General features: G+C 64.4%; 32 protein-coding genes and 1 tRNA gene. 9 read left to right on the plus strand and 24 right to left on the minus strand.

The genetic code is table 11. The features are described from left to right. Nucleotides 1–22: 22 nt before the first annotated feature. The 9 genes from QYL93_RS16305 (at nucleotide 23) to QYL93_RS16345 (ending at nucleotide 10,614) form a co-directional block, all read left to right on the plus strand. Nucleotides 23–1,303 (plus strand): amino acid deaminase, encoded by a 1,281-nt coding sequence (locus QYL93_RS16305; RefSeq protein ID WP_305744618.1) that lies wholly within the window; start codon nucleotides 23–25, stop codon nucleotides 1,301–1,303. A 14-nt stretch (nucleotides 1,304–1,317) separates the two neighbouring features. Then, entirely contained in the window at nucleotides 1,318–2,280 is a 963-nt protein-coding gene (locus tag QYL93_RS16310; protein ID WP_305744619.1) for a MurR/RpiR family transcriptional regulator, read from the plus strand. Then, on the plus strand, nucleotides 2,280–3,746 hold the full coding sequence (locus QYL93_RS16315) for an amidohydrolase family protein (RefSeq protein ID WP_305744620.1): 1,467 nt from the start codon (nucleotides 2,280–2,282) through the stop codon (nucleotides 3,744–3,746). Before QYL93_RS16310 ends, QYL93_RS16315 begins: the two co-directional genes overlap by 1 nt. Nucleotides 3,747–3,846: 100 nt before the next feature. Beyond that, a complete protein-coding gene (locus tag QYL93_RS16320; RefSeq protein ID WP_305744621.1) occupies nucleotides 3,847–4,209 on the plus strand; it encodes a hypothetical protein in 363 nt (120 codons plus the stop codon). Between the two features lie 164 nt (nucleotides 4,210–4,373). Next, entirely contained in the window at nucleotides 4,374–6,557 is a 2,184-nt protein-coding gene (locus tag QYL93_RS16325) for a TonB-dependent siderophore receptor (RefSeq protein ID WP_305744622.1), read from the plus strand. A gap of 11 nt (nucleotides 6,558–6,568) precedes the next feature. Next, on the plus strand, nucleotides 6,569–7,309 hold the full coding sequence (locus QYL93_RS16330; protein ID WP_305744623.1) for an ABC transporter ATP-binding protein: 741 nt from the start codon (nucleotides 6,569–6,571) through the stop codon (nucleotides 7,307–7,309). Next, nucleotides 7,306–8,733 carry a DUF3526 domain-containing protein gene (locus QYL93_RS16335; protein WP_305744624.1) on the plus strand — a complete coding sequence of 476 codons (1,428 nt, stop codon included), beginning with the start codon at nucleotides 7,306–7,308 and terminating at the stop codon, nucleotides 8,731–8,733. The genes QYL93_RS16330 and QYL93_RS16335 overlap by 4 nt, the downstream gene beginning before the upstream one ends. Then, a complete protein-coding gene (locus tag QYL93_RS16340) occupies nucleotides 8,730–10,094 on the plus strand; it encodes a DUF3526 domain-containing protein (protein ID WP_305744625.1) in 1,365 nt (454 codons plus the stop codon). Before QYL93_RS16335 ends, QYL93_RS16340 begins: the two co-directional genes overlap by 4 nt. A 124-nt stretch (nucleotides 10,095–10,218) precedes the next feature. Beyond that, nucleotides 10,219–10,614, plus strand: a complete 396-nt coding sequence (locus QYL93_RS16345; protein WP_305744626.1) for a 4-oxalocrotonate tautomerase family protein — start codon at nucleotides 10,219–10,221, stop codon at nucleotides 10,612–10,614. 151 nt (nucleotides 10,615–10,765) lie between these two features. Here QYL93_RS16345 and QYL93_RS16350 read toward each other — a convergent pair. The 24 genes from QYL93_RS16350 to QYL93_RS16465 form a co-directional block, all read right to left on the minus strand. After that, nucleotides 10,766–10,842 (minus strand) — tRNA-Met (locus QYL93_RS16350). A gap of 20 nt (nucleotides 10,843–10,862) precedes the next feature. Then, the gene (gene rplQ / locus QYL93_RS16355; protein WP_305744627.1) at nucleotides 10,863–11,264 is read right to left on the minus strand and encodes a 50S ribosomal protein L17; all 402 of its coding nucleotides are present in this window, start codon (nucleotides 11,262–11,264) and stop codon (nucleotides 10,863–10,865) included. Nucleotides 11,265–11,425: 161 nt separating this feature from the next. Beyond that, the gene (gene rpoA / locus QYL93_RS16360) at nucleotides 11,426–12,418 is read right to left on the minus strand and encodes a DNA-directed RNA polymerase subunit alpha (protein ID WP_007861735.1); all 993 of its coding nucleotides are present in this window, start codon (nucleotides 12,416–12,418) and stop codon (nucleotides 11,426–11,428) included. Nucleotides 12,419–12,534: 116 nt separating this feature from the next. Next, the gene (gene rpsD, locus QYL93_RS16365; RefSeq protein ID WP_057203969.1) at nucleotides 12,535–13,158 is read right to left on the minus strand and encodes a 30S ribosomal protein S4; all 624 of its coding nucleotides are present in this window, start codon (nucleotides 13,156–13,158) and stop codon (nucleotides 12,535–12,537) included. A gap of 90 nt (nucleotides 13,159–13,248) precedes the next feature. Continuing rightward, nucleotides 13,249–13,653: a 30S ribosomal protein S11 gene (gene rpsK, locus QYL93_RS16370; protein ID WP_005793662.1), complete on the minus strand. Its 405-nt coding sequence runs from the start codon at nucleotides 13,651–13,653 to the stop codon at nucleotides 13,249–13,251. 18 nt (nucleotides 13,654–13,671) lie between these two features. Next, on the minus strand, nucleotides 13,672–14,037 hold the full coding sequence (gene rpsM, locus QYL93_RS16375; RefSeq protein ID WP_008906516.1) for a 30S ribosomal protein S13: 366 nt from the start codon (nucleotides 14,035–14,037) through the stop codon (nucleotides 13,672–13,674). 23 nt (nucleotides 14,038–14,060) lie between these two features. Beyond that, nucleotides 14,061–14,174, minus strand: coding sequence for a 50S ribosomal protein L36 (gene rpmJ / locus QYL93_RS16380; protein WP_057203968.1), 114 nt, complete (start codon nucleotides 14,172–14,174; stop codon nucleotides 14,061–14,063). 145 nt (nucleotides 14,175–14,319) lie between these two features. Then, on the minus strand, nucleotides 14,320–15,639 hold the full coding sequence (secY, locus tag QYL93_RS16385) for a preprotein translocase subunit SecY (RefSeq protein ID WP_057203967.1): 1,320 nt from the start codon (nucleotides 15,637–15,639) through the stop codon (nucleotides 14,320–14,322). A gap of 24 nt (nucleotides 15,640–15,663) precedes the next feature. Next, nucleotides 15,664–16,095, minus strand: a complete 432-nt coding sequence (rplO, locus tag QYL93_RS16390; protein ID WP_057203966.1) for a 50S ribosomal protein L15 — start codon at nucleotides 16,093–16,095, stop codon at nucleotides 15,664–15,666. Between the two features lie 10 nt (nucleotides 16,096–16,105). Then, nucleotides 16,106–16,288, minus strand: a complete 183-nt coding sequence (rpmD, locus tag QYL93_RS16395) for a 50S ribosomal protein L30 (protein ID WP_007861725.1) — start codon at nucleotides 16,286–16,288, stop codon at nucleotides 16,106–16,108. Between the two features lie 13 nt (nucleotides 16,289–16,301). Then, nucleotides 16,302–16,820 (minus strand): 30S ribosomal protein S5, encoded by a 519-nt coding sequence (rpsE, locus tag QYL93_RS16400; protein WP_057203965.1) that lies wholly within the window; start codon nucleotides 16,818–16,820, stop codon nucleotides 16,302–16,304. A 17-nt stretch (nucleotides 16,821–16,837) separates the two neighbouring features. After that, the gene (gene rplR, locus QYL93_RS16405) at nucleotides 16,838–17,203 is read right to left on the minus strand and encodes a 50S ribosomal protein L18 (protein ID WP_007861721.1); all 366 of its coding nucleotides are present in this window, start codon (nucleotides 17,201–17,203) and stop codon (nucleotides 16,838–16,840) included. Between the two features lie 11 nt (nucleotides 17,204–17,214). Further along, complete coding sequence (gene rplF, locus QYL93_RS16410) at nucleotides 17,215–17,748, minus strand: 50S ribosomal protein L6 (protein ID WP_057203964.1); 534 nt, start codon at nucleotides 17,746–17,748, stop codon at nucleotides 17,215–17,217. Between the two features lie 25 nt (nucleotides 17,749–17,773). After that, nucleotides 17,774–18,169 (minus strand): 30S ribosomal protein S8, encoded by a 396-nt coding sequence (rpsH, locus tag QYL93_RS16415; protein WP_057203963.1) that lies wholly within the window; start codon nucleotides 18,167–18,169, stop codon nucleotides 17,774–17,776. Nucleotides 18,170–18,189: 20 nt separating this feature from the next. Then, a complete protein-coding gene (gene rpsN / locus QYL93_RS16420; protein ID WP_007861712.1) occupies nucleotides 18,190–18,495 on the minus strand; it encodes a 30S ribosomal protein S14 in 306 nt (101 codons plus the stop codon). 8 nt (nucleotides 18,496–18,503) lie between these two features. Next, complete coding sequence (rplE, locus tag QYL93_RS16425; protein WP_057203962.1) at nucleotides 18,504–19,043, minus strand: 50S ribosomal protein L5; 540 nt, start codon at nucleotides 19,041–19,043, stop codon at nucleotides 18,504–18,506. 9 nt (nucleotides 19,044–19,052) lie between these two features. After that, nucleotides 19,053–19,373 (minus strand): 50S ribosomal protein L24, encoded by a 321-nt coding sequence (gene rplX, locus QYL93_RS16430; RefSeq protein WP_057203961.1) that lies wholly within the window; start codon nucleotides 19,371–19,373, stop codon nucleotides 19,053–19,055. A 9-nt stretch (nucleotides 19,374–19,382) separates the two neighbouring features. Next, nucleotides 19,383–19,751: a 50S ribosomal protein L14 gene (rplN, locus tag QYL93_RS16435; protein WP_057203960.1), complete on the minus strand. Its 369-nt coding sequence runs from the start codon at nucleotides 19,749–19,751 to the stop codon at nucleotides 19,383–19,385. 194 nt (nucleotides 19,752–19,945) lie between these two features. Then, the gene (locus tag QYL93_RS16440; protein WP_305744628.1) at nucleotides 19,946–21,538 is read right to left on the minus strand and encodes a glycerol-3-phosphate dehydrogenase/oxidase; all 1,593 of its coding nucleotides are present in this window, start codon (nucleotides 21,536–21,538) and stop codon (nucleotides 19,946–19,948) included. Nucleotides 21,539–21,715: 177 nt separating this feature from the next. Next, entirely contained in the window at nucleotides 21,716–23,446 is a 1,731-nt protein-coding gene (locus QYL93_RS16445; RefSeq protein ID WP_305744629.1) for an ABC transporter substrate-binding protein, read from the minus strand. Nucleotides 23,447–23,547: 101 nt separating this feature from the next. Beyond that, the gene (locus QYL93_RS16450; RefSeq protein ID WP_305744630.1) at nucleotides 23,548–23,856 is read right to left on the minus strand and encodes a DUF2160 domain-containing protein; all 309 of its coding nucleotides are present in this window, start codon (nucleotides 23,854–23,856) and stop codon (nucleotides 23,548–23,550) included. Nucleotides 23,857–23,868: 12 nt separating this feature from the next. After that, nucleotides 23,869–24,681: a carbohydrate ABC transporter permease gene (locus tag QYL93_RS16455; protein ID WP_057203956.1), complete on the minus strand. Its 813-nt coding sequence runs from the start codon at nucleotides 24,679–24,681 to the stop codon at nucleotides 23,869–23,871. Continuing rightward, nucleotides 24,674–25,570, minus strand: coding sequence for a carbohydrate ABC transporter permease (locus tag QYL93_RS16460; RefSeq protein ID WP_057203955.1), 897 nt, complete (start codon nucleotides 25,568–25,570; stop codon nucleotides 24,674–24,676). The genes QYL93_RS16455 and QYL93_RS16460 overlap by 8 nt, the downstream gene beginning before the upstream one ends. Next, nucleotides 25,567–26,658 (minus strand): ABC transporter ATP-binding protein, encoded by a 1,092-nt coding sequence (locus QYL93_RS16465; protein ID WP_305744631.1) that lies wholly within the window; start codon nucleotides 26,656–26,658, stop codon nucleotides 25,567–25,569. The genes QYL93_RS16460 and QYL93_RS16465 overlap by 4 nt, the downstream gene beginning before the upstream one ends. Nucleotide 26,659: the final 1 nt, after the last annotated feature.

The raw sequence follows: 26,659 nt of genomic DNA on the forward strand, positions 1-26,659 counted from the left end.
CACCCCGACACCAAGAGACAACATGACCACTGACTTCACCCTGGACGCCACCTGCAAGAGCTATCCCCTGTCTGCGGCGCCCTGCCGCGCCAGCGAGATCGCCCAGCGTGGCTGGAATGTGCTGGCCGATGACCTGGCGTTTCCGCTCGCCGTGCTCAGCCGCACGGCGCTGGCACACAACCTGGCCTGGATGCAGGACTTTGCAGAGCGCAAGGGCATCGCCCTGGCACCGCACGGCAAGACCACCATGTCGCCCCAGCTCTTCGCACAGCAGCTGGCGGCCGGCGCCTGGGGCCTGACCTTCGCCACGGCCTTCCAGGTCGCTGTGGGGGTGCAGGCCGGTGCCCGCCGCGTCATCATCGCCAACCAGGTGGTCTGCGATGCCGACCTGGACGCGCTCGACGCGCTGCTGGTCCGCCATGCCGACCTCACCGTGTGGTTCCTCGTGGATTCGCTCGCGCAGCTCACGCTGGTCGAGGACTGGAAGCAGCGCCGTGGCAGTGCCAGCGTGTTCAACGTGCTGCTGGAGATGGGTATCCCCGGCCAGCGCACGGGCTGCCGCACGCTGGACGAGGCACTGGCGCTGGCGCGCGCGCTGGCGGCGTCGAAGGCCGTGCAGTTCGACGGCATCGAATGCTATGAAGGCGGCGTGGCGCGCTGCGACAACGAGCACGACGCCCGCGAAGTGACCGCCCTGGTGCGCCGCGTGATGGACGTGGCGCGGGCCTGCGACACCGAGCACCTGTTCGCACGCGACCGCATCCTGCTCACGGCCGGCGGCTCGGCCGTGTTCGACCTGGTGGTGCCGCTGCTGCAGGCCCAGGGCCTCTCGCGCCCGGTGGAAGGCGTGCTGCGCTCGGGCTGCTACGTGACGCACGACCACGGCAACTACGCGCGCTTTCTCAAGAACGTGGAGCAACGTGAAGGGCTCGATGCCTCGCTTCGCCCGGCGCTCACGGTCTGGGCCATGGTGCAGTCGGTGCCCGAGCCGGGCCTGGCCCTGCTGACCTGCGGGCGGCGCGACATTTCCTACGACCTGGAGATGCCCATCCCCGTGCAGCTGGCGCGGCGCGGCGAGCGCACGGCGGCTGCCGCGCCTGCCGGCTGGAGCGTGAGCGCGCTCAACGACCAGCATGCCTACCTGCGCTTCGATGCGGCGGCCGGCGACGGCAGCACCCCGCGGGTAGGAGACCGCGTGGCGCTGGGCATTTCGCACCCTTGCACCACCTTCGACAAATGGCGCTGGATGCCGCTGGTGGAAGACGATGGCGCCATCACGGGTGCCATCAGCACCCGGTTCTGAGGCCGGAGAAGCGCATGAACAGCAGCCTGCCTCCTTCGCCATCGTCCACCCTGCCGCCCAGCACCACGCCCGGACTGCTGCAGCAGCTGCGCGAGCGGCAGGACAGCCTGCCCGAAGCGCAGCGCAGCGTGGTGCGTGCCGTGCTCGAAGACCCGCGCGCCGCCGTGGCCGCCACGGTGGAGCAACTGGCGCAGCAGGCGGGCGTGTCCATGCCGACCATCGTGCGCACCTGCCGCAGCTTTGGCTACGACTCGGTGCGCGAGTTCATGCTGGCGCTGGCCCAGGACCTGGCGGTGTCGGGCTCGTACCTGCACCGCAGCGTGCTGGCCGAAGACTCGGCGCAGGACGTCTCCAGCAAGATCATCCACGCGGCTGTCTCGTCGCTGACCGAGCTGGGCCGGCGCATCGACGTGGACGTGATCGACCAGGTGGCCGCCAAACTGGCCAAGGCGCGGCGCATCGACTGCTATTCGGTGGGCGCGGCGTCGACTTTCACGGCCAGCGAGCTGCAGAGCCGGCTGTTTCGCCTGGGCCTTACGGCCAACGCGATTTTCGACGCGCACCAGCAGTTGGTGTCGGCCAGCACACTGGGGCCGGAGGGCGTGGCCTTCGTGGTCTCGCACGTGGGGCGCATGCCCTACACGGTGGAGGCGGCCCGCTTCGCGCGCTCGCAGGGCGCCACCGTGATCGCCCTCACCCAGCCGGGCACGCCGCTGGCCGAAACGGCCGACCTGGTGCTGGCCGTGTCGGTGCCGCAGGACGCGGTGATGCGCGTGGGCACCGAGGCCTACCTGGCGCACCTGGTGGTGATCGAGATCCTGATGGTGCGCCTGGCGCAGCAGCTGGGACCGGTGGCCACGCGTGGCCTGCAGCAGTTCAAGCAGCTTTTGCACAAACACGGATTCGACAGCGCCGAGTATTCGGGCGCCATGGACCCCGGCCCGGGCCTGCACAAGCCGGGCCAGAAAGACAATTGATGGCAGCAACGCAAGCGACCCTGCTGAAGAACGGAACCCTCATCGACGGCACCGACCGCCCCGGATGGGTGGGCGACCTGCTGCTCGCGGGCGAGCGCATCCTGGCCTTGGCCAAGCCCGGCGCCATGGACCCCGCCTTGTTCGCCGGCATGGCAGTCGAAACCATCGACTGCACGGACCGCGTGATCGCGCCCGGTTTCATCGACGTACACACGCACGACGACGCCGCCGCCATCGACGCGCCCGACATGCTGCCCAAGCTGTCGCAGGGCGTGACCACGGTGATCGTGGGCAACTGCGGCATCTCGCTGGCGCCGATGGTGACGGATGCGCCGGCAGCGCCGCTGTCACTGCTGGGCCAGCACCAGTTCCGCCACGCCAGCATGGCCGCCTATGCGCGCGCCGTGGATGCCGCGCAGCCCGGCGTGAACGTGGCGGCGCTGCTGGGCCACACGGCGCTGCGCATGCGCCACCTGCCCGAGCTGGGCCGCGCCGCCACAGCCAGCGAGCGCGCCGCCATGGCAGCCGACATGCAGGAGGCCATGGACGCGGGCGCACTGGGCCTGTCGTCCGGCGTGTTCTACAAGGAAGCCTACGCGGCCGACATCACCGAGCTGACCGAGCTGGCCAGCGTGGCCGCGCGCAACGGCGGCGTCTACGCTACCCATATCCGCGACGAACTCGCAGGCATTCTGCCGGCGCTGCAGGAGGCGGCGCTCACCGCGCGCCAGGCGGGCCTGCCGCTGGTGCTGTCGCACCACAAGTGCGCAGGGGCGGCCAACTGGGGCCGCACGCGCGAGACGCTGCCGCTGATTGAGTCGCTGGCCCAGGGCCAGCCCATCAGCCTGGACGTGTATCCCTACACCGCCGGCTCGACGGTGCTGCGCACCGATCTGGTGGACGGCGTGATCGACATCCTGATCACCGGCAGCCAGCCCCACCCCGAAATGGTGGGCCGCTATCTCAAGGACATCGCCCGCGAATGGGATGTGAGCGAGCAGGCCGCGTGCGACCGGCTGCAGCCCGGCGGCGCCTGCTACTTCCAGATGCGCGAAGACGACGTGGAGCGCGTGATCACCCACCCGCTGGCCATGATCGGATCGGACGGCCTGCCGCATGACGAGCGCCCGCACCCGCGGCTGTGGGGCGCGTTTCCGCGCGTACTGGCCTGCTACTGGCGCGAAAAAGGCCTGCTGCGGCTGGAGGAGGCCATCCACAAGATGACCGGCCTGTCGGCCCAGCGCTTTCGCATCGGCGAGCGCGGGCGCCTGGCAGCCGGCTGCATGGCCGACGTGGTGGTGTTCGACCCGGCGCGTGTGCGCGATACCGCCAGCTACGAGCAACCCGTGCAGTTCAGCGAGGGCATCGAGCAGGTATGGGTGAACGGCGTGCTGAGCTATACCGCTGGCGGCCGGGCTACCGGGGCGCGTGCCGGACGCTTCATCCGCCGGCAGGCATCGGCCTGACCCAGGCAGCCTGCGGGGAAGTGCCCGATGGCATTTTTCGGCCCCACTCGGCTTTGTCTTGATTGAGAATTGCTTCTCAATAGTATCATTCGCATCCACCATGCGGATCTCGCGCTCCCTCCTCTGGCTCTTGCTGCTCACACTGTGCCTGCACCTGACGGCAGGCATGGGCCTGCACGCCGCAGAGCACCTGGGGAGCCAGCGCGCGGCGGCAGCGCAGGCCATGGCGTCCGACGAAGACAGGGAGGCTGGGCACCCCGGCAAGACCTCTGTCGAGGCAGGTGTGTGCGCCTGGTGCCTGGCCCACGCCCAGCAGGCGGCCGACCTGGCCACGGCCCCGCCCGTGCATGGCGCTGCGCAGGCCTGGGCCCGGGTGCGGCCGGTGCCGGATGCGGTGGCCTTCATCCCGCATCCCGGCCATTGGCCGTTCGCGTCACGCGACCCTCCCGCCGCACAGGCCTGACCCTGCGCACTGCGTTGGGCTGAACGTCCCGTCCCCATCGACCTTGCGGCTGCGCCCGGCGCCTGCCGCAGGCCGGTGCATTTCTTCCTGTTTCGCGCTACCGCGTTACCGCGCCTGCACGCAGCAGGCATGCGCGCGAGACCCTGCCCCTTCGAATGCCTTTCATGACCACCGCCACGCTTCGCACGGGTATTTCCGTGCCCGTTTCCCTCCACCTGCGCATCCACCCTTTGTCATGGGCCATTGCTTGCGCGCTGGTTGCTCCGGTGTTCGCGCAGACTACACCGCCCCCCGTGGCCCAGGCGCCTGGACAGCTGTCCACCATCGAGATCGTGGGCCGCACCGAGTCCGGGGCCTACCACGCCGATGAAGCGGCCGGAGCCAAGTCGGATCTGCCGCTGCGCGAGCTGCCGCAGTCGGTGCGCATCGTGACGCGCCAGGCCATCGACGACCTGGGCGCCACCAAGCTCGACGACGTGCTCGACTATGTCGGCGGCGTATCGCGGCAGAACAACTTTGGCGGGCTGTGGGACAACATCGCCATCCGCGGCCTGCCGGGCAACGAGAACACCGGCATGGCCACGCTGCTCAACGGCTTCTCATCCAACCGCGGCTTCAACGCACCGCGCGACCTGGCGGGGGTGGAGCGCATCGAGTTCCTCAAGGGCACCGCTGCCGCGCTGTACGGCAGCAGCGAGCCGGGCGGCACGCTCAACATCGTCTCCAAGCGCCCGCTGTGGAAGGCCGCCCACGCGGTGGAAGGCTACGTGGGCAGCCATGGGCTCAAGCGTGGCGCCTTCGACAGCACCGGCCCCATCGGCGAGAACTTCGCCTACCGCCTCAACGTGGCGGTGGAAGACCGTGACAGCTTTCGCGACCATGTGACGGCGCGGCGCGAAGTGGTGGCGCCCGCCTTCACCTGGAAGCTGGGCCGCGACACGGTGCTGGAATATGCCGGTGAGGTGCTGCGCCACGCCACGCCCCTCGACCGCGGCGTGGTCGCGGTGAACAACCAACTGGGCGCCATTCCCCGCAACCGCTTCCTGGGCGAACCGGCCGATGGCAAGGTGACGGTGGAGAACCAGACGCACCAGTTCATCCTGTCGCATGAATGGAACCCCACCTGGCGCAGTCGGTTCGGCCTGTCGTATCGAGAGACCTCGGTGAATGGTTTCTCCACCGAAGCCACCGCCTTGCAGGCCAATGGCAGTCTGACGCGGCAGCGCCGCTTTCGCGATTTCGAGTCTGACGATATCGCGCTCCAGGCCGAATTGCAGGGCAACCTGAAAGCAGGAGCCATCGAGCACGAACTGCTGCTGGGGGTGGAGAGCTTTCGCTTCCACATGGATTCGCTGATGCTGAGAGCGAACCCGACCAGCGCTGCGCCTTATGCGGTCAACATCTACAACCCGGTCTACGGCCAGGCCCAGCCCACGCCGACGGCCAACACCGACACGCTGGAGCATCAGCGCAATACGGCGTTCTATCTGCAGGATGCGATCAGGCTGGCGCCCGACTGGCGGCTGGTGGCGGGCGTGCGCATGGACAACTACCGCCAGTCCCTGGAGAACCGCCGGACCCGCGCCACGGCGAGCCAGGAACCCTCGTCCACCTCGCCGCGTGTCGGCCTGAGCTGGTTGCCGACACCCCAGTGGACGTTCTATGCCAATGCGGGCCGCTCCTTCCGCCCGAACGTCGGCTCCGACGTGGCGACCCGCGCATTCGAACCGGAGACAGGCCGGGCGCTGGAACTGGGCACCAAGTGGGAAAGCACGGACAAGCGCATGGGCGCCACCGCAGCGCTGTTCGATATCCGCAAGCGCAACGTGCTCACGGCCGACCCGCTGAACAGCGGATTTTCAGCGGCTGCTGGCGAGGTCCGCAGCCGGGGCCTGGAACTTGACCTGGCGGGCCAGGTGACGACGCACTGGCGGGTCAACGCGAGCATGGTGTTCAACGACGTGGAGATCACGAAGGACAACACCCTGGAGGTGGGTGGCCGCTTGCTCAACGTGCCCAAGGTCAACGGCAGCGTGCTGGCGGTGTACGAGGACATGCTGGGCAATGGGCAGCGCTACGGCGTAGGCGGCGGCGTTACCCACGTGGGCCAGCGCCTGGGCCAGGCGCGCACGCAAGGCGAAGCCAACGCAGGCACGCCGGCCTTCGACCTGCCCGCCTACACCACGGCCAAGCTGGTCGCGTACTGGCGCCTGTCGCCCACGCTGCGGCTGACGCTGGACGTGGACAACCTTTTCGACAAGACCTACTACACCAGCTCCTACAGCCGCGTGTGGGTGACCCCGGGCACGGCCCGCACGGTCACCATGGGCCTGCAGGCGACGTTCTGAACATGACGACCATGGCAACCCCCCATCTCTCCGAGCATGTGCTGCAGGCCCGCGCCATCACAGCCGGCTACGGCGGCCGCACCATCCTGCAGGGCCTGGACCTGCATGTGAACCGGGGCGAAATCTACGCCCTGCTGGGCTCCAACGGTGCGGGCAAGACGACCACGCTGAGCCTGTTCCTGGGCTTTCTTGCGCCCACCGCGGGCAGCCTGCGCGTGCACGGCACCGACCCGGTGGCCGACCCGGACGGGGCACGCAGGCAACTGGCCTATATCCCCGAGAACGTCGCACTCTACGAGCACCTGAGCGCGCGCGAGAACGTGGCCTACCTGCTGGACCTGGCGGGCCAACCCGAGGGCGCGCAGGCCATTGACCAGGCACTGCTGGCCGCCGGGCTCGCCGCTGCGGCCCACAGCCAGCGCGTGGCGGGTTTTTCCAAAGGCATGCGCCAGAAGGTGGCGATTGCACTGGCACTGGCACGCAAGGTGCCGGCGCTGCTGCTGGACGAGCCCACCTCGGGCCTGGACCCGCAGGCCACTGCCGAGTTCAACCGGTTGCTGGCGCTGCTGCGCTCGCAGGGCGTGGCGGTGCTGATGGTGACGCACGACCTGCTGAGCGCCGCCGACGTGGCCGACCGCATCGGCTTCATCGATGCCGGGCGCCTGGTCGAGGAAGTGGCGGCCAGTGGCGACGAGCGCTTTGACGTGCGCGCCCTGCACAGGCGCTACGCCACGCCGGGAGCCACGGCATGAGCCGCGCCGTCACCCGCATCGCGCGCGAGGAGTGGCGCCTGATGCTGCGCGACCGCGTGGCCGTACTGGGCCTGGCGCTGCTCACGGTGCTGACCCTGGTGGCTTCGCTCACCGCCTGGGAATCGCGCCGCGCAGCCGATGCCGAGCGCGCCCGCTACCAGGCGCAGGCCAACCAGGACTTCGAGGCCCAGCCCGACCGCCACCCGCACCGCATGGTGCACTACGGACACTTCGTGTTCCGGCCACTGAACCCGCTGGCGGCATTCGACGCCGGCATCGATGCCTACACCGGGCACACGCTGTTCCTGGAGGGTCACCGCCAGAACAGCGCCAACTTCGGCGACGTGCGCCAGTCGTCCCTGTTGCTGCGCTTCGGCCAGCTCACGCCGGCCTTCGTGCTGCAGGTGCTGGCGCCGCTGCTGCTGGTGTTCCTCGGGCATGCATCCCTGGCACGCGAGCGCGAGTCGGGCACCTTGCGCATCCTTCTGGCACAGGGCGTGCGGCCGGGCCAGATCGTGCGCGGCAAGCTGCTGGCACTGGCCGGCGCGGCGGCACTGGCCCTGCTGCCCGCCGCCCTGGCGCTGGCCTGGATGGGTGCACTCTCGCAGCCCCTGCGCTCGGCAGCGCTGCTGGCGGGCCATGCACTCTGGCTGCTGCTGTGGGCACTGGCGGTGGTGGGGCTTTCCGCGCTGTTTGCGCGGCGGCGCGATGCACTGCTGTGCCTGCTTGCCCTGTGGACGGTCACGGTGATCCTCGTGCCGCGGCTGGCAGCCGATACGGCCGCCTATGCCCACGGCCTGCCCACCCGCCTGGAGAGCGACATTGCCGTGGCGCGCGACCTGGCCGCGATGGGTGACAGCCACAACCCCGACGATCCGTACTTCGCGGGCTTCCGCCAGAAGGTGCTGGCGCAGTATGGCGTCGCCAGGGTCGAGGACCTGCCCGTCAACTACAAAGGCCTGCTCGGCATGGAAGGCGAACGCATGACCAGCGAGCTCTTCAACCGCTATGCCGCAGACTCCTTCGACCAGCAGGGGCGGCAGAGTGCCTGGATGGACCGTGCCGGCCTGCTCAGCCCGCTGCTGGCCCTGCGTCGGCTGTCGACGGCCACGGCGGGCACCGACCTGGCCAGCTACCGGCGCTTTCTGGAGCAGGGGGAGCACTACCGCTACACGCTGATCCAGTCGCTCAATCGCCTGCAGGCGGAGAAGATCCGCTATGCCGATGACCGCAACCCCAACCGCCAGAACCGCGTGGACCGCGCGCACTGGCACGACACTGCGCATTTCCAGTACCTGCCGGCAGCACCGGCGGCCGTGCTGCAGTCGGTGCTGCCGGCCGCAGCCACGCTGCTGGCCTGGCTGGCTGCACTGCTGGCGCTGCTGGCCTTCAGCGCCAGGCGCCTGGGAAGGAGCACCCGATGATGCGCTGGCTGGCTCATGAATGGCGGCTGGTCTGCCGCTCACGCCTGTGCCTGTGGGCCCTGGTGCTGCTGTGCCTGCTGTCCGCCGTGTCCCTGGTATCGGGCGCGCGTGAGGTGGCCCGCCAGCAGGCCCACATCGCACGCCTGGCTCCGCTGCACGAACGGGATGTGCAGGCCGTGGCCGCCCGCTTTGCCAAAGGCGGCGATGCGGGTTACGCGGCCTACTACACGTTCTTCGACACGCAGGACCCGCCTTCGAGCGCCGCCTTCCTGGCCCTGGGCCTGCGCGACGTGGCGCCCTATGTGCTGCGCGTGCGCGCCCTGGGGCTGCAGGCCCAGCTTTACGAGGGGGAGACTTTCAACCCCGAACTCGCGCTCGCGGGGCGTTTCGACTTCGCCTTCGTGCTGATCTACCTGGCGCCGCTGTTCATCATTGCGCTGCTGCATGACCTGGTGTCGGGCGAGCGCCAGTCGGGCCGGTTGCGCATGCTGCTGGCCATGCCGGGGGCGGGTACGCGGCTGTGGCTGCGCCGCGCCGGCCTGCGCACGGCGCTGGCCATCGCCAGCCTGGCCCTGCCGCTGCTGGCAGCCGCAGCCGTGCTGCCCATCGGCATGGCGGCCCTGGCAGGAGCGCTGGCCGTGGTGGTGGTCTACGCGGTCTTCTGGGGCACCGTGTGCGTGCTGGTGGCCGCCCGGCCCTGGAGCTCCACCGCGCATGCCACCGCGCTGATGGGCTGCTGGGTGGTACTCACCCTGGTGCTGCCCACGCTGGCGCAGATGGCCATCACGCGCAGCATTCCCGTGGGCCAGGGCGTGGACCTGATGCTCGCGCAACGCCAGAACGTGCACGGCGCCTGGGACCAGCCGCGCGATGCCACGATGCACAAGTTCTTCAAGTCCCACCCCGAATGGAAGGACACGGCCGCCCTGCCGGTGCAGTTTCACTGGAAGTGGTACTACGCTTTCCAGCAACTGGGCGACGAGAGCGTGGCCAGCGAGGTCAGCGCCTACCGCAGCGGGCTCGCGCGCCGCCAGCATTGGACGGAACGCCTGGGCTGGCTGCTGCCCGGCGTGGCGGCCCAGGGCGCACTCCACGGGCTGGCGCGCAGCGACCTGCCAGCCCAGCTGCGCTACCAGGAACGCATAGAAGCCTTCCACCGGGAAGTGCGGGAGTTCTACTACCCCTATGTCTTCAACGAGCGTCCTTTCGGCCCCGAAGACTTTGCCCGCCGGCCCCGGTTCTCGGCGGCGGAGCTGGCACCTTCACTGCCGCTGGCGCCGCTGGTGGCCATGCTGGCCTGGGTGCTGTGCGTGGGTGGCTTGTGCGCCCGCGCATTAATGCGGGTACAGGCCGTCGCCTGAGTTCCTGAAAGGTGGCGGCTTTGCACGTGCTGCAAAGCCGCTTCCTGCGGGCCGCCGTGTCCGAAAACAAGGCCGAAAACTACAGTGGCAGCACACACCAACCGTCACTGACAAGGAGTTTTCCATGCCCATCATCAACGTCAAGGTTTCTGCCGAACGCTCGGCCGCCCTCTCGCAGCGTATCTCGGACATGCTGCTCGATTTGACCACCCGCATCCTGGGCAAAAACCCCCAGATCACGGCCGTGACCATCTCCTACGTGCATCCCGAGGACTGGATCGTGGGCGGCACCAGCCTGGCCGCACAGGGCAAGAACAGCATGTACTTCGACATCAAGGTGGTGGACGAAACCAACACCAAGGCGGAGAAGGCGCGCTATATCGCTGAGGTGTTCGCGGGGTTCGAGGCCCTTCTGGGCAAGCTGCACGAGGAGAGCTACGTCTATGTGCAGGACGTGCGCGCGACCGCGTACGGCTATGGCGGCAAGACGCAGGAGTTTCGCCACCAGCATCCCCAGTGACTGCCCGGGAGCGCCCGGACTGCGCCAACAGATCGGCGGGGCAGCATCCGGGCTTGGGGGCCTTCGGCAAGGGACTGCCTCACGAAAACCATCCCAGAAACAAAAAAGCCCACTGTTCAGTGGGCTTTTTTGAAGCGGCTAACCGCCATATTGGTTGCGGGAGGAGGATTTGAACCTCCGACCTTTGGGTTATGAGCCCAACGAGCTACCAGACTGCTCCATCCCGCGGCAAGATTGAATTATATACCTTATTCTGCGGCTGCGGCCGAAGAATTTTCAGTTTCTTTGGCATCGCCACGGTCAACGAGTTCGACCAGGGCCATGGGCGCATTGTCGCCAACGCGGAAACCCATCTTCAGGATGCGCGTGTAACCACCGGGACGCGCGTTGAAGCGGGGGCCCAGGTCGTTGAACAGCTTGGTGACGCTGTCACGGTCGCGCAGGCGGTTGAAAGCCAGGCGGCGGTTGGCGACGGTGTCGACCTTGGCCAGGGTGATCATGGGTTCAATCACACGGCGCAGTTCCTTGGCCTTGGGAACGGTGGTCTTGATGACTTCGTGCTCGATGATCGAGTTCATCATGTTCTGCAGCATCGCAAGGCGGTGCGAGCTGGTGCGATTGAGTTTGCGGAGTCCGTGTCCGTGGCGCATGGTGCTTTCCTTCTACTGTCTATGTAATTAAATCGGGCAGCCGTATCAGGTACTGCGCGAGGCACTGTTGTTCCCTCTGGGGGAACGAAAAGTCCCCCTTGCGGAGGACTCTGAAACCCAGGGTCCCTGTTTAGGGGAGCCGGAGATTATAGCGGTTTTGATTAACGCTTGTCCAGACCGGCTGGTGGCCAGTTCTCAAGCTTCATGCCCAGCGTGAGACCACGCGATGCGAGCACTTCCTTGATTTCGTTGAGCGACTTGCGACCCAGGTTAGGCGTCTTGAGCAACTCGTTCTCGGTGCGCTGGATCAGGTCACCGATGTAGTAGATGTTCTCGGCCTTCAGGCAGTTGGCAGAACGCACGGTCAGTTCCAGCTCGTCCACAGGGCGCAGCAGGATCGGATCGAACGTGGCATTGCCGCGTGGGCCTGCAGGTGCGTCGAACGCAGCCAGCTCGCCGCCTTCCAGCTGTGCGAACACAGCCAGCTGTTCCACCAGGATCTTGGCCGATGCACGCACTGCGTCTTCGGCAGTGATGGCACCATTGGTTTCGATCTCGACAACCAGCTTGTCCAGGTCGGTACGCTGCTCCACACGGGCGCTTTCCACGGTGTAGCTCACACGCTTCACAGGGGAGAACGAGGCGTCCAGCACGATGCGGCCAATCGACTTGGTCGATTCGTCGGCATAGCGGCGCAGGTTGCCCGGCACGTAGCCACGGCCCTTTTCCACCTTGATCTGCATGTCCAGCTTGCCACCGGCCGACAGCGTGGCAATCACGTGGTCGGGGTTGACGATCTCGACATCATGGGGCGTCTGGATGTCGCGCGCGGTCACCACGCCTTCACCATCCTTGCGCAGGCTCAGCGTAACTTCGTCGCGGTTGTGCAGCTTGAACACGACGCCCTTGAGGTTCAGGAGGATGTTGACCACATCTTCCTGAACGCCGTCAATGGACGAGTACTCATGCAGGACGCCTGCAATGGTGACTTCCGTCGCTGCGTAACCCACCATGGACGAGAGCAGGACGCGCCGAATGGCGTTGCCCAGCGTATGGCCGTAGCCACGCTCGAACGGCTCCAGCGCGACCTTGGCACGGTTGTGGCCAAGCTGCTCGACATTGATCGCCTTGGGTTTCAGCAAATTGGTTTGCATTCAGACTTCCTCTCAATACCCCCAGCTCGTTACACCGGTAAGGCTGGTGAAGCGCCTAAACCGCGATGCCTCGCGGTTCAGGTACGGTTTTCTCGAAATGTGATTCGAACTAGCGATTAGCGCGAATACAACTCAACGATCAGCGATTCGTTGATGTCGGCGCCGAACTCGTCGCGGTCAGGCACCTTCTTGAACACGCCTTCTGCCTTCTCGGCATTGACGTCCACCCAGGCGGGCATGCCGACCTGTGCAGCCAGTTGCAGTGCTTCGACGATGCGGTTCTGCTTCTTGGACTTTTCGCGCACGGCCACGACATCGCCGACCTTGACCAGGTACGAGGGGATGTTGACGGGCTTGCCGTTCACGGTGATGGCGCAATGCGACACCAACTGACGGGCTTCTGCACGCGTGGAGCCAAAGCCCATGCGGTACACGACGTTGTCCAGACGCGATTCCAGCAGGAACAGCAGGTTGGCGCCGGTGTTGCCCTTGCGGCCGTCAGCGGTCTCGAAGTAGCGGCGGAACTGCTTTTCCAGAATGCCGTACATGCGCTTGACCTTCTGCTTTTCGCGCAGTTGCAGGCCGTAGTCGGACGTGCGGGCACCGGAGGTGCGGCCGTGCTGACCAGGCTTGGAGTCGAACTTGCACTTGTCCGCAATGGAGCGGCGTGCGCTCTTGAGGAACAGGTCGGTGCCTTCACGGCGGGAGAGTTTGGCCTTGGGGCCGAGGTAACGTGCCACTTGAACTTCCTTTTTGTCATCTACCGCAAACCATTGCGGGAGCCGCCTGTGTCGCTCTCGCGTACGCAGGCGGCGGTGGGCTTGTGAAAATTAGATACGACGGCGCTTTTGAGGGCGGCAGCCGTTGTGCGGGACTGGCGTCACGTCGGAGATCGACGTGATGCGGATGCCCAAGGCACCCAGTGCGCGCACCGAGGATTCACGACCAGGACCTGGGCCCTTGATCTCGACGTCCAGGTTCTTGATGCCTTGGTCAATGGCGGCGCGGCCAGCCACTTCCGAAGCCACCTGGGCAGCGAAAGGCGTGGATTTGCGCGAGCCCTTGAAGCCCTGGCCACCCGACGAGGCCCACGACAGGGCATTGCCCTGGCGGTCCGTGATCGTGATGATCGTGTTGTTGAACGAAGCATGCACGTGGGCAATGCCGTCCGACACGTTCTTGCGAACCTTCTTGCGAACGCGCTGTGCTGCGTTATTGGCTGGAGACTTGGCCATATTGATCTTTCAATCTCTTTATTTCTTCAGTGCAGCAGCACCCTTGCGCGGACCCTTGCGGGTGCGGGCATTGGTGCGGGTACGCTGACCACGCATCGGCAGACCACGACGATGGCGGAAACCACGGTAGCAGCCAATGTCCATCAAGCGCTTGATGTTCATGGTGGTTTCGCGGCGCAGATCACCTTCAATGGTGAATTGCTCGATCTGCTCACGAATTTTTTCCAGGTCGCCGTCCGTCAGATCCTTGATCTTCTTGGAGTAAGCGATTCCGGTTGCTTCGCAAATCTTGCGAGCGCGAGTCCGACCAATGCCAAAAATGGCGGTCAAACCGATTTCCGCGTGCTTGTGGGGCGGAATGTTAATGCCAGCGATACGTGCCATATGCGTCCTCTAATACTTTCCAATCAACCCTGGCGCTGCTTGTGACGCAGTTCCGTGCAGATCACGCGCACCACACCTTTGCGGCGGATGATCTTGCAGTTGCGGCAGATTTTTTTGACCGAAGCCGAAACTCTCATTGCATTCTCCTAAAACTTTTGCATCCGTCCCGGCATCTTGCACGGAACACAATTTGTGCCCGCGACAAAAATCGTGGGGCGCCAACTAAACCAAACCTTGCATTCAGGAGACCAGCCGCACAAAGCGCCTGGCCCCTGTCACCCGTCAACCGCCCTGATTGCCTTTGAAATTGGCTTTCTTGAGCAGCGACTCATACTGTTGCGACATCATGTAGTTCTGGACCTGGGCCATGAAGTCCATGGTCACCACCACAATGATCAACAGCGAAGTTCCACCAAAGTAAAACGGTACGTTGTACTTCAGGATCAAGAACTCGGGCAGCAGGCAGACGAAGGTGATGTAAACCGCCCCCGCCAGTGTCAGTCGCACAAGAATCTTGTCGATATAGCGGGCCGTCTGCTCACCAGGACGAATCCCGGGAATGAACGCACCGCTCTTCTTCAGGTTGTCTGCCGTTTCACGGCTGTTGAAGACCAGCGCCGTGTAGAAGAAGCAGAAGAAGATGATCGCAGCAGCATAGAACATCACATACACCGGCTGACCAGGCGTCAGGGCAGAGGAGATGTCGCGCAACCAGCGCATCGACTCCCCGGCACTGAACCAGTTCACCACGGTGGCTGGCAGCAGGATGATGGACGACGCGAAGATGGGAGGAATCACACCTGCCATGTTCAGCTTCAAGGGCAGGTGCGACGATTGTCCACCATACACCTTGTTCCCCACCTGCCGGCGCGCATAGTTCACCAGGATCTTGCGCTGACCACGTTCCACGAACACCACGAAGTAGGTCACCGCAGCGACCACCAGCACGATGAAGATGGCTGCCAGAATGCTCATCGCACCCGTGCGCACCAGCTCCAGCAGGCCACCGATGGAGCTTGGCAGACCGGCCGCGATACCTGCAAAGATCAGGATCGAGATACCGTTGCCAAGACCACGTTCCGTGATCTGCTCACCGAGCCACATCAGGAACATGGTGCCTGCCGTCAGGCTGACCATGGCCGTGATGCGAAAACCCATGCCGGGGCTCAGCACCAGGCCGGCCGAGCTCTCCAGCGCCACGGCAATGCCGAGCGACTGGAAAATGGCCAGGCCCAGCGTGCCGTAGCGCGTGTACTGGGTGATCTTCCTGCGGCCGGACTCGCCTTCCTTCTTGAGCTGTTCAAACGTCGGGACCACGTAGGTCATCAGTTGCATGATGATCGATGCCGAGATGTACGGCATGATCCCCAGTGCAAAGACGGTAAAGCGCGAGAGCGCTCCACCCGAGAACATGTTGAACAGGTTCAGGATGCCGCCTTGCTGGCCGCTGAATAACTGCTGAAGTTGGGCTGGGTCGATACCAGGCACCGGGATATGAGCCCCGATGCGGTAAACGATCAGCGCAAGCAACAGAAAAACCAGGCGACGACGCAGGTCGCCGAACTTGCCGGTTTTTGCAATTTGAGCCGCGCTAGTTGCCACAGGTGCCTTCTTTCAGAACCAAAATCAGGCCAGGCTGCCGCCAGCAGCTTCGATAGCCGCCTTGGCACCCGCTGTAGCGCCAACACCCGTCAGCTTGACAGCCTTGGTGAGCGTACCGGTCTTGATGACCTTGACCACCTTGGCCAGCTCGCCGATCAGGCCAGCTTGCTTCAAGGCAAGCACGTCCACTTCGGCCAGGCCCAGCTTTTCCAGGTCGGTCAGGTTGACTTCGGCATTGAACTGCAGCAGGTGCGACTTGAAGCCGCGCTTTGGCAGGCGACGTTGCAAAGGCATTTGACCGCCTTCGAAACCCACCTTGTGGTAGCCGCCTGCGCGGGACTTTTGACCCTTGTGACCACGGCCAGCGGTCTTGCCCAGACCGGAGCCGATACCGCGGCCTACACGGCGCTTGGCATGCTTGGCGCCGTCTGCGGGCTTGATGCTATTGAGTTCCATGATCTATCTCTCAGAGGACTTTGACCAGATAGCTGATCTTGTTAATCATGCCGCGCACTTCGGGCGAGTCCTGCAGTTCGCTGACGCTGTTCAGCTTGCGCAGACCCAGGCCACGGACGGTGGCGCGGTGCGATTCCTTGGTGCCGATAGGGCTGCGCACCAGTTGAATCTTGACGGTTTGTTGCGTAGTCATTTACAGCTTCCAATCAGGCGAAGATGTCTTCGACCGTTTTGCCGCGCTTGGCTGCCACTTGCGAAGGCGTCGTGGAGTTGACCAGTGCGTCAAAAGTAGCGCGGACCATGTTGTAGGGGTTGGACGAACCATGGCTCTTGGCCACGATGTCGGTCACGCCCAACACTTCGAAGACAGCGCGCATGGGGCCGCCAGCGATGATGCCGGTACCCTTGGGGGCCGGTGCCATCATCACATGTGCAGCGCCGTGGTGGCCGGTCACCTGGTGGAAGATCGTGCCATGCTTGAGCGTGACCTTCACCATGTTGCGACGGGCTTCTTCCATCGCCTTTTGCACGGCAGCAGGCACTTCCTTGGACTTGCCCTTGCCCATGCCCACGCGGCCGTCACCGTCGCCGACCACAGTCAGTGCGGCGAAACCGAGGATACGGCCACCCTTCACGACTTTGGTGACGCGGTTGACCGCGATCATTTTTTCGCGCAGACCGTCGTCACGACCTTCGTCTTGCACTTTGGGTTGAAATTTAGCCATTTTGTATTCCGCTCCGCTTAGAACTGCAGGCCAGCTTCACGGGCTGCGTCGGCCAGAGCCTTGACGCGACCGTGGTAGGCAAAGCCTGAGCGATCAAATGCAACCTTCTCAACGCCAGCAGCCTTTGCCTTTTCAGCAATGCGCTTGCCGATGGCCGTGGCTGCAGCGGCATTGCCGCCCTTGCCCGAACCACCGAGTTCCTTGCGGACATCGGCTTCTGCGGTGGAGGCGCTTGCCAACACCTTGCTGCCGTCGCCGGAAATGACGCTGGCATAAATATGGAGGTTCGTGCGGTTCACGGTCAGACGGGCCACGCCTTGCTGTGCAATGCGGATACGGGTCTGGCGCGAACGACGAAGACGCTGCTCTTTCTTGGTCAACATGTTGCAGCTCCTTACTTCTTCTTGGTCTCTTTGATCGTGATCTTCTCGTCCGCATAGCGGATGCCCTTGCCCTTGTAGGGCTCGGGTGGACGAACAGCACGGATCTCAGCGGCAATTTGGCCAACGCGTTGGCGGTCGGCGCCCTTCACAACCACTTCCGTGGGGGTGGGGGTGGCCACCGTGATGCCAGCAGGCATCTCGATGTTGACCGGGTGCGAATAACCGACAGCCAGGTTGAGCTTGGCGCCGGAGGCGGCGGCCTTGTAGCCCACGCCGATCAGGGTCAGCTTCTTCTCGAAACCCTTGCTCACGCCCACAACCATGTTGTTGACGAGTTGGCGGATCGTGCCGCTCATGGCATTGGCTTCGCGAGAATCGTTGACAGGCTCAAAGCTGAGCTTGCCGTCGTTGCTCGACACCTTCACCAGCACGTTTTGCGCCAGCGACAGAACACCACCAGTACCCTTGACAGAGATCTGGTCGGCTTTAACGGACACATCCACGCCAGCGGGGATGGTCACGGGCATTTTTCCTACTCGGGACATTTCAGTTTCTCCTCAATGTCGCGGGTTAGGCCACGTAGCAGAGCACTTCGCCACCGACACCGGTAGCGCGCGCCTTGCGATCGGTCATCACGCCCTTGGGGGTGGTGACAATTGCCACACCAAGACCGTTCTGGACTTGCGGGATGGAATCGTAGCCTTTGTAGACACGCAGGCCAGGGCGGCTGACGCGCTCGATGCGCTCAATCACCGGGCGACCTGCGTAGTACTTCAGGGCGATTTCGAGTTCGGACTTGCCGGATTCGGTCTTGACCTGGAATCCGTCGATATAACCCTCGTCCTTCAGCACCTGGGCGATGGCAATCTTCACTTTGGAAGAAGGCACCAGAACCGTGGCTTTGGCGACCATCTGTGCATTACGGATGCGGGTCAGCAAGTCAGCGATAGGATCACTCATGCTCATGTTGTAATTCTCCTGCCTGCTTACCAGCTGGCCTTGGTGACACCGGGGATGTCGCCTGCAAAAGCCAGTTCACGGATCTTGGCGCGGGCCAGACCGAATTGACGGAAGGTACCGCGCGGACGACCGGTGATTTCGCAACGGTTGCGCTGGCGCGTGGGGTTCGCATTGCGGGGAAGCTTCTGCAGGCCCAGGCGGGCTGCATCACGCTCTTCGTCGCTGCGCTTGGCGTCACCGGCAATCGCCTTCAGTTCCGCATACTTCGTTGCGTACTTGGCGGCCAGTTTTTCGCGCTTCAGTTCGCGCTGGATCAAAGCTACTTTAGCCATACCCTGCCTCAGTTCTTGAACGGGAAACGGAAACCAGCGAGAAGAGCCTTGGCTTCTTCGTCGGACGTGGCCGTCGTGGTGATGCTGATATTGAGACCACGCAAGGCGTCAACCTTGTCGTATTCAATTTCAGGGAAAATGATCTGTTCCTTGACGCCGATGTTGTAGTTGCCACGGCCGTCGAAAGCGCGACCGGAGATACCACGGAAGTCACGAACACGGGGCAGAGCCACGGTCACGAAACGGTCCAGGAACTCATACATCTGCACGCCACGCAGCGTGACCATGCAACCGATGGCCTGGCCTTCGCGGATCTTGAAACCGGCGATAGCCTTCTTGGCCTTGGTGACCACGGGCTTTTGGCCGGCGATCTTGGTCAGGTCCGCCACGGCGTTGTCCATCACCTTCTTGTCCGAGACTGCCTCGCTCACACCCATGTTGAGCGTGATCTTGGTCAGACGGGGAACCTGCATGGGCGAGGTGTAGCCGAACTGCTTGATCAGTTCGGGAGCGATCTTGTCGCGGTAGATTTCTTGGAGTCGTGCCATGTTTGCCCCTTAGGCCACCTTGATTTCAGCGCCGCTGGACTTGTACACGCGAATGCGTGCGCCGTCTGCCTGCACCTTGATGCCCACACGATCAGCCTTGCCGGTAGCCGCATTGAAGATGGCTACGTTGGACTGGTGAATAGGCATGGACTTTTCAACGATGCCGCCCGTCGTACCCTTCATGGGGTTCGGCTTGGCGTGCTTCTTGACGACGTTGATACCGTCGATCAGCACATAGGAATCGTCCTTGCGCGACGACACCGTGCCGCGCTTGCCCTTGTCGCGCCCTGTCAGCACGATGATTTCGTCGCCCTTGCGAATCTTGTTCATGGCGCGTCCTTAGAGAACTTCAGGAGCCAGGGACACGATCTTCATGAACTTTTCGTTACGCAGTTCACGCGTCACGGGTCCAAAGATGCGGGTGCCGATTGGCTCCAACTTTGCATTCAGCAACACTGCTGCGTTGCCGTCGAATTTGACGAGCGAGCCATCACCGCGGCGGATACCCTTTGCGGTGCGAACGACCACTGCGCTGTAAACCTCGCCTTTTTTGACGCGGCCACGCGGAGCGGCTTCTTTGATACTCACTTTGATGATGTCGCCAACGCTTGCATAGCGACGCTTCGAGCCACCCAGCACCTTGATGCAAAGGACGGACTTGGCGCCGGTATTGTCGGCAACCTCTAACCGAGATTCTGTCTGGATCATTTCAATATTCCCAACTTGCACCAGAAGACCACGGCCCCAGAGAACTTCTCAAGGGCTGCAGATCAGCCAGTCAGTCTTGGGCCCGTCGTCCGCACCGCAAACCATTTGCAGCACTTCCCGCTGGGCAGAAACTTCACGTAGGAAACGCGAAGCCCTCGATTATTGCAAAGGCAACAAGCGAAGTCAAGTGCCTATCACAAGGGCGCATGCAAATATTGCTGGGCGAGCAACAAAAACGCATCCAGCTGCGGATCGGAGCCCAGCTCCTCCTGCAGGAGGGCCGCCACCGCAGGGGCGCTGGCGATGGCCTGGCGGGCGTCCAGGAACAGCATGCGCGAGCGGCGGGCCAGCACATCCTCCACCGTGCAGGCGTACTCGAAGCGTGCGGCAAAGCGCACCATGGCCTCGGTCAGGCCGCCACCCAGGTCCACGCCTGCGCCCGGCAGCGCCTGCACGCAAGGGGCCTCACCCCCGTAGGAATGCAAGCCCTGGGCGTCGCTGATGCGGTGGCGCACCGGCTCGGCGGGCGTGCCCACCAGGGGCAAGCGGTTGGTGACACCAGCGGCCTTCTCCGGCAGCAGGCCAACGGTGAAGCATTTTTGCAACACGTCCTCGGCCATGGCACGGTAGGTCGTCCATTTGCCCCCGGTCACGGTCACCAGGCCGCTCTTGCTGGCCAGCACGGTGTGCTCGCGGCTGATCTTCTTGGTGTTGTCGCCGTCGTCGTCCTGCGGCTTGACCAGGGGGCGCAGGCCCACCCAGATGCTGCGGATGTCGGCCACCTTGGGGGCCCGGGTGAGATAGCGGGCCGCCTCGTCGAGGATGAAGGCCACCTCTTCCTTGAAGGCCAGGGGCTCGCGCACCACGTCCTGGCGCGGGCTGTCGGTGGTGCCCAGAATGAGCTTGCCCAGCCACGGCACGGCAAACAGCACCCGGCCGTCTGCCGTCTTGGGCACCATCAGGGCATGGTCGGAGGGCAGGAATTCGCGGTCCACCACGATGTGCACGCCCTGGCTGGGCGCCACGATGGGCTTGACCGGGCGGCCGATGGCGTCGCCATCCATCTGGCGCAGGGCATCCACCCAGACACCGGTGGCGTTGACCACGGCCTTGGCGCGCACGGTGAACTGGCGGCCGCTGGCGCTGTCTTCGCAGACGAAGCCGGCCACCTTGCCGCTGTCATGGACCAGCGAGGTCGCCGGGCAGTAATTGACCAGTAGCGCACCCTTGGCGGCCGCCGTGCGGGCCAGGGCCAGCGCCAGGCGGGCATCGTCGAACTGGCCGTCCCAGTATTTCACGCCGCCCTTGAGCCCGTCCTGGCGCGCGTTGGGCAGGCATTGCAGCGTCTTGGCGCGGCCCAGGAACTGGGTGGACCCCAGGCCCGCCTTGCCGGCCAGGGCGTCGTACATCATCAGGCCGATGCCGTAGAACGGCGTCTCCCACACCTTGTAGGACGGCATGACGAAGGCCAGGGGCTGGGCCAGGTGGGGGGCGTTGTTGAGCAGCGTCGTGCGCTCGTGCAGGGCCTCGCGCACCAGCGCGATGTTGCCCTGGGCCAGGTAGCGCACGCCTCCGTGCACGAGTTTGGTGGCACGCGAGGAGGTTCCCTTGGCGAAATCGTGCGAATCGACCAGCACCACGCTGAAGCCCCGGGCCGCCGCGTCCAGCGCCACACCGAGGCCCGTCGCCCCGCCCCCGATCACGGCCAGGTCGTACTGGTGCGGCGCGGCAAGGCGGTCAAGGAGGTCGGAGCGCCGCGTGGGCAGGGGAGCGAAAGCGTGGGTCATAGGTGCTGATTGTCCACAGGCACGGGGGTTGGGCTAGGGTAAACCCTGAATTCTTGACACCTGCGGGGCGGATTGGCCTGGTGGGCCTCCCGCGCCCGCGGATGCGGAGGAGAAAAAATGGCGGCCGGCTGTCCATGGATACATGGACAGAGGACCGGCCGCCAGGGGCCTGGGCGCTCAGCGCGCCTTGCCGTCCTTCCAAGCCTGCAGCAGCTTGTCGTAGGCAATGGTTTCGCCCTTCGGCTTCTCATTGGCCAGCTTGGCCCATGGGGCCTGCTTGTCGCTCAGCCACTTGGTGGGTGCGCTCTTGGGGTTGAGCTTGGGCGCGCAGTGGGCCATGCCGGCGCGCTCCAGGCGGGCCATCACCTGGTCCATCTCATCGGCCAGCGTGTCCATGGCGCCCTGGGGGGTCTTTTCACCCGTGACGGCCTGGGCCACGTTCTTCCACCACAGCTGGGCCAGCTTGGGGTAGTCGGGCACGTTGGTACCGGTGGGCGACCATGCGACGCGGGCCGGGCTGCGGTAGAACTCCACCAGGCCACCGAGCTTGGGCGCCATGTCGGTCATGGCCTTGGACTGGATGTCGCTTTCACGGATCGGCGTCAGGCCCACCAGGGTCTTCTTGAGCGAGGTGGTCTTGGCCGTCACGAACTGGGCGTAGAGCCAGGCAGCAGCGGTCTTGTTGGCGTCATGGTCCTTGAAGAAGGTCCAGGAGCCCACGTCCTGGTAACCGTTCTGCATGCCCTGCTTCCAGTAAGGACCGTTCGGGCCGGGGGCCATGCGCCACTTGGGCGTGCCGTCGGCATTCACCACGGGCAGGCCGGGCTTGGTCATGTCGGCCGTGAAGGCGGTGTACCAGAAGATCTGCTGGGCGATCTGGCCCTGGGCAGGCACGGGGCCGGCCTCGCCGAAGGTCATGCCCGTGGCTTCCTTGGGCGCGTACTTCTTCATCCAGTCCACGTACTTGGTCAGTGCATAGACGGCTGCGGGCGAGTTGGTCGCACCGCCACGGGCCACCGAGGCGCCCACGGGCGTGCACTTGTCGTCGGCCACGCGGATGCCCCATTCGTCGATCGGCAGGCCATTGGGCGCGCCGATGTCGGCGGTGCCGGCCATGGACAGCCAGGCATCGGTGAAGCGCCAGCCCAGCGAAGGGTCCTTCTTGCCGTAGTCCATGTGACCATAGATGGCCTTGCCATCGATGGTCTTCACGTCGTTGGTGAAGAACTCGGCGATGTCCTCGTAGGCGCTCCAGTTGAGCGGCACACCCAGGTCGTAGCCGAACTTGGCCTTGAACTTGTCCTTGATGTCCTTGCGGTCGAACAGGTCGGCGCGGAACCAGTACAGGTTGGCGAACTGCTGGTCAGGCAGCTGGTACATCTTTCCGTCCGGACCGGTCGTGAACTTGGTCCCGATGTAGTCCTTGAGATCGATGCCCGGGTTGGTGAACTCCTTGCCCGCGCCGCCCATGTAGTCGGTCAGGCTCATGATCTTGCCGTAGCGGTAGTGCGTACCGATCAGGTCCGAGTCCGAGATCCAGCCGTCATAGATCGACTTGCCCGACTGCATCGAGGTCTGCAGCTTCTCGACCACGTCGCCTTCCTGGATCAGGTCGTGCTTGACCTTGATGCCCGTGATCTCCTCGAAGGCCTTGGCCAGGGTCTTGGATTCGTACTCATGGGTGGTGATGGTCTCGGAGACCACGGAGATCTCCTTGACCCCCTTGCCCTGGAGCTTCTTGGCAGCGTCGATGAACCACTTCATCTCGGCCATCTGCTGGTCCTTGCTCAGCGTGGAAGGCTGGAACTCGCTGTCGACCCACTTCTTGGCTTCGGCCTCGCCCGCCATGGCCGACTGCCCGGTCACGACTGCTACCGCCAGTGCCAGCGCTGTATACCGCGTCTTCATAGTGCCTGTCTCCTCATAGTCATCTCCCCATTGGATACACAAGGGTCGCCCGGCTCCGGGGAAGGTTTGAGCCGTGCAACGGGAACATTTCCAGGGCGCCTTCAGCCCTTGCGCATGATCAGTCCGAGCAACAGCATGGACAGCACGAAGCTGAACCAGATCGACGGGTCCTCGCCCAGATCGAACCACTGCGCGAGCCTGCCGCTCACGCCCACGAAGATCAGGTTCACATAGGCCGCCGACAGCAGCCCGATGAACAGGCGGTCGCCGCGCGTTGTTTCCAGGGGCAGGAAGCCCTTGCGCATCGTGGTGGGGGACTTGAACTCCCACACCGCCATGCCAGCCAGCATCAGCACGATGCACGTGAAGAACACCGCCACCGGCAGGGTCCAGGCCATCCACTCGAACATGGCAGCTCCTTCTTAAACGCGGCCCATCGCGAAACCCTTCGCGATGTAGTGCCGAACAAACCAGATCACGATGGCGCCCGGCACGATGGTGAGCACGCCGGCCGCAGCCAGCGTTGCCCAGTCCATGCCCGAGGCGCTCACGGTGCGCGTCATGGTGGCCACGATGGGCTTGGCGTTGACGCTGGTCAGCGTGCGCGCCAGCAGCAGCTCGACCCAGCTGAACATGAAGCAGAAGAACGCTGCCACGCCCACGCCGGCCTTGATCAGTGGCAGGAAGATGGTCACGAAGAAGCGCGGGAAGCTGTAGCCGTCGATGTAGGCGGTTTCGTCGATCTCGCGCGGGATGCCGCTCATGAAGCCCTCCAGGATCCACACCGCCAGCGGCACATTGAACAACAGGTGGGCCAGCGCCACGGCAATGTGCGTGTCCATCAGTCCCACCGTGGTGTACAGCTGGAAGAAGGGCAGCAGGAACACGGCAGGCGGCGTCATGCGGTTGGTCAGCAGCCAGAAGAACACATGCTTGTCGCCCATGAACTGGTAACGCGAGAAGGCGTAGGCCGCCGGCAGCGCCACGGTGAGCGAGATCACCGTGTTGATGCCCACGTAGATCAAGCTATTGATGTAGCCCGAGTACCAGGATGCATCGGTGAAGATGGTCCTGTAGTTGTCCCAGGTGAAGTGCTGGGGAAAGAACGAGAACGAGGACAGGATCTCCGCATTCGTCTTGAAGCTCATGTTGATCATCCAGTAGATGGGCAACACGGCGAAAATCAGATAGGCGATCAGGAACAGCGACCGCTTGTGGAAGCGTTTTTCATTCATGGCCGGCCCCCTCGTTGCTGGCGGTGCCCACGCGCTGCATCCAGTTGTAGAGGATGAAGCACAGGAGCAGGATGATGAAGAAGTAGATCAGCGAGAACGCCGCCGCCGGGCCCAGGTCGAACTGGCCCACGGCTTTGGTCGTCAGGTACTGGCTCAGGAAGGTGGTGGCATTGCCCGGCCCGCCGCCCGTGAGCACAAAGGGCTCGGTGTAGATCATGAAGCTGTCCATGAAGCGCAGCAGCACCGCGATCATGAGCACCCCACGCATCTTGGGCAGCTGGATGTAGCGAAACACCGCGAACTTGCTGGCCCCGTCAATGCGCGCCGCCTGGTAGTAGGCGTCGGGAATGGAGCGCAGGCCGGCGAACGCCAGCAGCGCCACCAGCGGAGTCCAGTGCCACACATCCATCAGCAGCACCGTGAGCCAGGCCTGCGTGGCATTGCCGGTGTAGCTGTACTCGATGCCGATCTCCTGCAGCATGCGGCCCATGAGCCCGATGTCGGCGCGGCCGTAGATCTGCCAGATGGTGCCCACCACGTTCCAGGGGATCAGCAGCGACAGGGCCACCACCACCAGCACGGCCGACGACTTCCAGCCCTGCGCGGGCATGGACAGCGCCAGCATGATGCCCAGCGGAATCTCCACCGCCAGCACCGCCAGCGAGAAGGTGATCTGGCGCCACAGCGCGGCGTGCAGCTCTTCGTCGCGCATCACGGCGGCAAACCATTCGGTGCCAACGAACACGCGGCGCTCGGGCGAGATGATGTCCTGCACCGAGTAGTTCACCACCGTCATCAGCGGCAGGATGGCCGAGAAGGCCACGCAGATGATGACCGGCAGGATCAGGAACCAGGCCTTCTGGTTCACCGGCTTGGTCGTGGTGCTCATGGGGTGACCTCCGCAGCCAGCAATTGTTCGTTCTGGTAGAAGCAGGTGTGCGTTCCCAGCACCTGCAGCCACGCCGTGTCACCGGTCGACGGCAACCGGGTCTCCGGCGCAAAGCGCGCCTTGAGCGTGTGCTCGCCCACCTTGGCGGTGAGCATCAGGTAGGTGCCGATGTCCTGCACCTGCACCACGGTGCAAGGCAAGGCGCCTGGCTGCTGCGGCTCGGCCAGGGCCAGGTACTCCGGCCGTATGCCCACCTGCAGGGCGCCTTCGGGCAGCGTGCGGCCCACGGGCGCCGACAGGCGGTGCCCGGCCACCGAGAGGTTGCCTCCATCGCGCTGCGCGGGCAGGAAATTCATGCCCGGCGAGCCGATGAAGTGGCCCACGAACACGTGCGCGGGGCGCTCGAACAGCGCATCGGCCGAGCCCACCTGCACGGCACGGCCGCGCGTCATCACCACCACCTGGTCGGCAAAAGTCAGCGCTTCGACCTGGTCGTGGGTCACGTAGATCAGGGTCAGCTTGAGTTCGTGGTGGATCTGCTTGAGCTTGCGGCGCAGCTGCCACTTGAGGTGCGGGTCGATCACCGTGAGCGGCTCGTCGAACAGCACGGCCGCCACGTCCGAGCGCACCAGGCCGCGGCCCAGCGAAATCTTCTGCTTGGCGTCGGCCGCCAGGCCCGCCGCGCGCTGGTTGAGCTGGCCGCTCATCTCCAGCATCTCGGCGATCACGCCCACGCGCTGCTTGATCTGGTCTTCGGGCACCTTGCGGTTGCGCAGCGGGAAGGCCAGGTTCTCGGCCACCGTCATGGTGTCGTAGATCACGGGGAACTGGAACACCTGGGCGATGTTGCGCTCCTGCGGGCTGGCGCGCGTGACGTCGCGGCCATCGAACAGCACCTTGCCATGCGAGGGCACGAGCAGGCCCGACATGATGTTGAGCATGGTCGTCTTGCCGCAGCCCGAGGGGCCGAGCAGCGCATACGCACCGCCGTCCTCGAACTCCATTTTCAGGGGCAGCAGCGCGTAGTCGCTGTCCTGCTTGGGGTTGGGCTTGTAGGAATGCGCCAGATCCAGGCTGATACGTGCCATC

The sequence above is a fragment of the Acidovorax sp. A1169 genome, assembly GCF_030704685.1.
In the GTDB taxonomy this organism is placed as follows: domain Bacteria; phylum Pseudomonadota; class Gammaproteobacteria; order Burkholderiales; family Burkholderiaceae_C; genus Acidovorax.

What these genes read in the sequence shown, in the direction of transcription:
- QYL93_RS16305 (WP_305744618.1), top strand. Translation starts at nt 23, where the DNA reads ATGACCACTGACTTCACCCTGGACGCCACCTGCAAGAGCTATCCCCTG.
- QYL93_RS16310 (WP_305744619.1), top strand. Translation starts at nt 1,318, where the DNA reads ATGAACAGCAGCCTGCCTCCTTCGCCATCGTCCACCCTGCCGCCCAGC.
- QYL93_RS16315 (WP_305744620.1), top strand. Translation starts at nt 2,280, where the DNA reads ATGGCAGCAACGCAAGCGACCCTGCTGAAGAACGGAACCCTCATCGAC.
- QYL93_RS16320 (WP_305744621.1), top strand. Translation starts at nt 3,847, where the DNA reads ATGCGGATCTCGCGCTCCCTCCTCTGGCTCTTGCTGCTCACACTGTGC.
- QYL93_RS16325 (WP_305744622.1), top strand. Translation starts at nt 4,374, where the DNA reads ATGACCACCGCCACGCTTCGCACGGGTATTTCCGTGCCCGTTTCCCTC.
- QYL93_RS16330 (WP_305744623.1), top strand. Translation starts at nt 6,569, where the DNA reads ATGGCAACCCCCCATCTCTCCGAGCATGTGCTGCAGGCCCGCGCCATC.
- QYL93_RS16335 (WP_305744624.1), top strand. Translation starts at nt 7,306, where the DNA reads ATGAGCCGCGCCGTCACCCGCATCGCGCGCGAGGAGTGGCGCCTGATG.
- QYL93_RS16340 (WP_305744625.1), top strand. Translation starts at nt 8,730, where the DNA reads ATGATGCGCTGGCTGGCTCATGAATGGCGGCTGGTCTGCCGCTCACGC.
- QYL93_RS16345 (WP_305744626.1), top strand. Translation starts at nt 10,219, where the DNA reads ATGCCCATCATCAACGTCAAGGTTTCTGCCGAACGCTCGGCCGCCCTC.
- rplQ (WP_305744627.1), bottom strand. Translation starts at nt 11,264, where the DNA reads ATGCGCCACGGACACGGACTCCGCAAACTCAATCGCACCAGCTCGCAC.
- rpoA (WP_007861735.1), bottom strand. Translation starts at nt 12,418, where the DNA reads ATGCAAACCAATTTGCTGAAACCCAAGGCGATCAATGTCGAGCAGCTT.
- rpsK (WP_005793662.1), bottom strand. Translation starts at nt 13,653, where the DNA reads ATGGCCAAGTCTCCAGCCAATAACGCAGCACAGCGCGTTCGCAAGAAG.
- rpsM (WP_008906516.1), bottom strand. Translation starts at nt 14,037, where the DNA reads ATGGCACGTATCGCTGGCATTAACATTCCGCCCCACAAGCACGCGGAA.
- rpmJ (WP_057203968.1), bottom strand. Translation starts at nt 14,174, where the DNA reads ATGAGAGTTTCGGCTTCGGTCAAAAAAATCTGCCGCAACTGCAAGATC.
- rplO (WP_057203966.1), bottom strand. Translation starts at nt 16,095, where the DNA reads ATGGAACTCAATAGCATCAAGCCCGCAGACGGCGCCAAGCATGCCAAG.
- rpmD (WP_007861725.1), bottom strand. Translation starts at nt 16,288, where the DNA reads ATGACTACGCAACAAACCGTCAAGATTCAACTGGTGCGCAGCCCTATC.
- rpsE (WP_057203965.1), bottom strand. Translation starts at nt 16,820, where the DNA reads ATGGCTAAATTTCAACCCAAAGTGCAAGACGAAGGTCGTGACGACGGT.
- rplR (WP_007861721.1), bottom strand. Translation starts at nt 17,203, where the DNA reads ATGTTGACCAAGAAAGAGCAGCGTCTTCGTCGTTCGCGCCAGACCCGT.
- rplF (WP_057203964.1), bottom strand. Translation starts at nt 17,748, where the DNA reads ATGTCCCGAGTAGGAAAAATGCCCGTGACCATCCCCGCTGGCGTGGAT.
- rpsH (WP_057203963.1), bottom strand. Translation starts at nt 18,169, where the DNA reads ATGAGCATGAGTGATCCTATCGCTGACTTGCTGACCCGCATCCGTAAT.
- rpsN (WP_007861712.1), bottom strand. Translation starts at nt 18,495, where the DNA reads ATGGCTAAAGTAGCTTTGATCCAGCGCGAACTGAAGCGCGAAAAACTG.
- rplE (WP_057203962.1), bottom strand. Translation starts at nt 19,043, where the DNA reads ATGGCACGACTCCAAGAAATCTACCGCGACAAGATCGCTCCCGAACTG.
- rplX (WP_057203961.1), bottom strand. Translation starts at nt 19,373, where the DNA reads ATGAACAAGATTCGCAAGGGCGACGAAATCATCGTGCTGACAGGGCGC.
- rplN (WP_057203960.1), bottom strand. Translation starts at nt 19,751, where the DNA reads ATGATCCAGACAGAATCTCGGTTAGAGGTTGCCGACAATACCGGCGCC.
- QYL93_RS16440 (WP_305744628.1), bottom strand. Translation starts at nt 21,538, where the DNA reads ATGACCCACGCTTTCGCTCCCCTGCCCACGCGGCGCTCCGACCTCCTT.
- QYL93_RS16445 (WP_305744629.1), bottom strand. Translation starts at nt 23,446, where the DNA reads ATGAAGACGCGGTATACAGCGCTGGCACTGGCGGTAGCAGTCGTGACC.
- QYL93_RS16450 (WP_305744630.1), bottom strand. Translation starts at nt 23,856, where the DNA reads ATGTTCGAGTGGATGGCCTGGACCCTGCCGGTGGCGGTGTTCTTCACG.
- QYL93_RS16455 (WP_057203956.1), bottom strand. Translation starts at nt 24,681, where the DNA reads ATGAATGAAAAACGCTTCCACAAGCGGTCGCTGTTCCTGATCGCCTAT.
- QYL93_RS16460 (WP_057203955.1), bottom strand. Translation starts at nt 25,570, where the DNA reads ATGAGCACCACGACCAAGCCGGTGAACCAGAAGGCCTGGTTCCTGATC.
- QYL93_RS16465 (WP_305744631.1), bottom strand. Translation starts at nt 26,658, where the DNA reads ATGGCACGTATCAGCCTGGATCTGGCGCATTCCTACAAGCCCAACCCC.